This is a genomic window from Gordonia aichiensis NBRC 108223, from assembly GCF_000332975.1.
Taxonomy (GTDB): Bacteria; Actinomycetota; Actinomycetes; order Mycobacteriales; family Mycobacteriaceae; genus Gordonia; species Gordonia aichiensis.
On the sequence record NZ_BANR01000052.1, the window covers coordinates 1 to 3,176 of the forward strand.

Sequence of the window (3,176 nt, forward strand, 5' to 3'; positions counted from 1 at the left end):
CCCGTTTGGTGGAGCAACCGTACCTACGGTCGCTCCACAGTCGTCGACGCCCGGCACCCGAGAGATGACTGATCGACTTGTCGAAGCGTATGCGCACAGCGAAAACATCTTCCTGCGTGACTCAGGGATTCGTGACATCACGGCATTGATGGAAGTCCACGACATCGAACTTCCAGACGTGGGTGCAGGCTACCTGAATACCGCACCTCGCATGTCCCCTTTTACGGTTGTTGAAGATGACCGAGTGAAGGTGACTGCTGTGCTTGTTCCCCATGGCCCGGTCTTTCCTGCGTTTGCCTTCAGATTTGACACCGATCACGGGTCGATCACTTTGTCGGGCGACACACGAGAATCCGATAACCTGGTCAACCTTGCTCAAGGGACCGACGTGTTGATCCACGAGGCGATCAACGTGCGGGGCGTAGACATGCCCGGCGCATTGCGGGACCATTTGCTCGAGTCGCACGTCGAAGTACAGATGGTTGGTGCGGTCGCGGAACGTGCGGGCGCCAAGCAACTCGTGCTGTCGCACATCGCTGACAGTGCGGTTGATCCGCTCGACCCGGTTCAGTGGAAAAAGTGGGCACAGATAGGGTACGGCGGGCCGGTGACGATTGGTCACGATCTCCAGGAGATCGTCGTCGCGTGAATGAGTAGCCCGCGTGAACCTCTTAAAAGAAGTCGGCCTTCGGGAAGTCGGTTGGCGTCGGTGCTTGCTCTAGGCCCGCTGTTAGCCGAACGATGGCTAAGTGCGTGGTGCCGTGGCCGCCAGCGGCTAAGTTCAGCTCGGCTGTCTGCGCATCGAGCGCGACCATGCCAGGTAGCCGATTCCGACCAGTACGAACCATGCCGCTCCGACCATCAGCGCCACGCGTCCGTCCTTGTCGAAGAACAGCAGGACGAAGACCAGGACGAGGAAGGCCAGTGACACCGTCGTTGTCACCGGTGCCCAGGGCACGCGATAGTCCGACGCCGGCAGCAATCCGCGCGCCACGCGCCTCCGATAGACCATGTGACACACGAGGATCGTGCCCCAGACCACGATGATGCCCACCGTCGAAACGGACGTGATGTAGGTGAATGCGTGTGCCGGATCGATGACGTTGACCACCACACCGATGGCCATCACAGCAGCACTGAGGACGATGCCCGCGATCGGGACCTTGCGCTCCGACAGTCGCTCCATCACCCGCGGCGCGTCGCCACGCTGGGCCAGCGAACGCAGCATACGGCCGGTCGAATAGATACCGGAGTTGCACGACGAGAGCGCGGCGGTGAGCAGGATGAAGTTGACCAGGCCTGCGGCGCCGGGAATGCCGATGTAGGAGAAGACCGAGACGAACGGACTCTCACCCGCGTGGTAGTCACGCCAACTGCGCACCGACAAGATCACGACGAGCGCTCCGACGTAGAAGACCCCGATGCGGAACGGTACCGAGTTGATGGCTTTGCGCAGAGTGACACGGGGGTTCTGGGCCTCGCCGGCTGTGACGCCCACCAACTCGACGCCGACATAGGCGAACATCACGATCTGCAGACTGAGCAGAGCGTTGCTGAATCCCGTGGCGAAGAAGCCGCCGTCGTTCCAGAGATTGGTGACCGACGGACCTTCGTCAGGTCCGAGTCCTGAAATGGGAAGCAGCACACCGATACCCACGATGATCATGCCGAGGATCGCTGTCACCTTGATCGCCGAGAACCAGAACTCTGCCCGTCCGAACAGCCCGACGGAGATCAGGTTGGCGGTGAACAGGGCGATGAGCGCGACCATTGCAGTGACCCAGACGGGAATCGATGGCCACCAGTAGTTGATATATTTGCCTGCCACCGTGATCTCTGCCATGCAGGTAGTTGTCCACACGGCCCAGTAGGTCCAGCCCTGACTGAATCCGGCAAACCTGCCGAGGAACTCGTCGGCGTATTCGCTGATGCCGCCAGAGATGGGTCGATAGATGAGCAGTTCGCCGAGCGCACGCATCACGATGAAGATCGCGAGACCTGCGAGTGCATAAGCGAGGATGAGGGCGGGGCCCGCCTTTTCGATCGCACCGCCCGAACCGTAGAACAGTCCGGTTCCGATCGCGCCGCCGATTGCGATCATCTGGACGGTGCGGCTCGTGAGTCCGCGTTGATAGCCTTCGTCGTTCTCACCGGACGTACGGGTGATGTCGTATTCCACCGCCATGGGTGGGCATCTCCTAGGTTCTTAGCACTGCTGAGGGGTCAACGGCTCAATCTAACGGTGTCCGATGTGGTCCCTGTCACCGAGGCCGTATTGAGAGTGCACACGGATGGGAGCTTGACGAATAGTGAGCACTGCTCTCTAATTGAGAGATCGGTGCTCTCTACTACCTAGGGTGATCGCATGTCACTTGTCAGTCAGCGTGCGGTGCGTGTGGACGGATCGGCGCACTCCGTGTCGCCGCTAGCTCTGGGTGCAGCCGGCGTGTTGTTCGTGCTGTATCCGGCCATGCGCGGATTCGGGCCTGAAGAAGGTCTCCAGGGTGCGGAGGCTTTCGCCACGTGGACGTGGGCTGCTGCGCACATGTGCGCCATGGCCGGGTTTGTGCTGGTCGCGGTGGCCCTGAGGTTTCTGGAGGGCTGGGGCGGAGGGGTCGAGTTGACCGGATGGTTGGCTGTGTCATTCCTCCTGCCGTACTACGGTGCCGAGGCTTTCGCGCTGACTGCGGCGGGCGAATGGGCGCGCGACAACCACGACTATGGCGTCCTGGCTATCGCCGACGGGTTCCGGTACGGCGTAGCGCCGATGACCACGTTCGCGATCGGTTGGATTCTTCTCGCTGCGGTCGGCGTCGTCGTGATCGTGCGAGCGACTCGTGCGAGTAGTGGCTGGACAACGGCCACCCGATGCGCGGCCGCCGTCTCGGGTGTTGGCCTGGTCGTGTTCCTGCCGATGTTCTTCGTGCCGGGTTCGCTGCGGATCGTGCACGGAATGGTGCTCGGATTCGCGCTGATCGCTTGGGGCACCGGTGTGTTCGTCGCGAACCGGGCCGCTGATACGTAAAGCGAGACGCTGAACTCCGTTCGAAGGGTTGAGCCCGCAGGACTCATTGAGTTGAATCAGGATGTGTTCTCTCGCGAAGTGGTCGTCCGTGATGAGCCGTTCGCCGAGACCGGCAAGGTGATGATGGCTCCTGTCGATATGCCGATCGGGG

3 protein-coding genes are annotated in these 3,176 nt (G+C 61.3%); 2 read left to right on the forward strand and 1 reads right to left on the reverse strand.

All coding sequences use genetic code 11. The features are described 5' to 3' along the window. On the forward strand, positions 1-649 hold a 649-nt coding region (locus tag GOACH_RS22215; RefSeq protein ID WP_040519588.1), incomplete at its 5' end, for an MBL fold metallo-hydrolase. Between the two features lie 132 nt (positions 650-781). Here the strand turns inward: GOACH_RS22215 and GOACH_RS22220 are convergent. Next, positions 782-2,185 (reverse strand): amino acid permease, encoded by a 1,404-nt coding sequence (locus GOACH_RS22220; protein WP_005180330.1) that lies wholly within the window; start codon positions 2,183-2,185, stop codon positions 782-784. 180 nt (positions 2,186-2,365) lie between these two features. Between GOACH_RS22220 and GOACH_RS22225 the strand changes: the two genes are divergently transcribed. Continuing rightward, entirely contained in the window at positions 2,366-3,025 is a 660-nt protein-coding gene (locus GOACH_RS22225) for a hypothetical protein (RefSeq protein ID WP_005180332.1), read from the forward strand. The last annotated feature ends 151 nt before the right edge of the window (positions 3,026-3,176 follow it).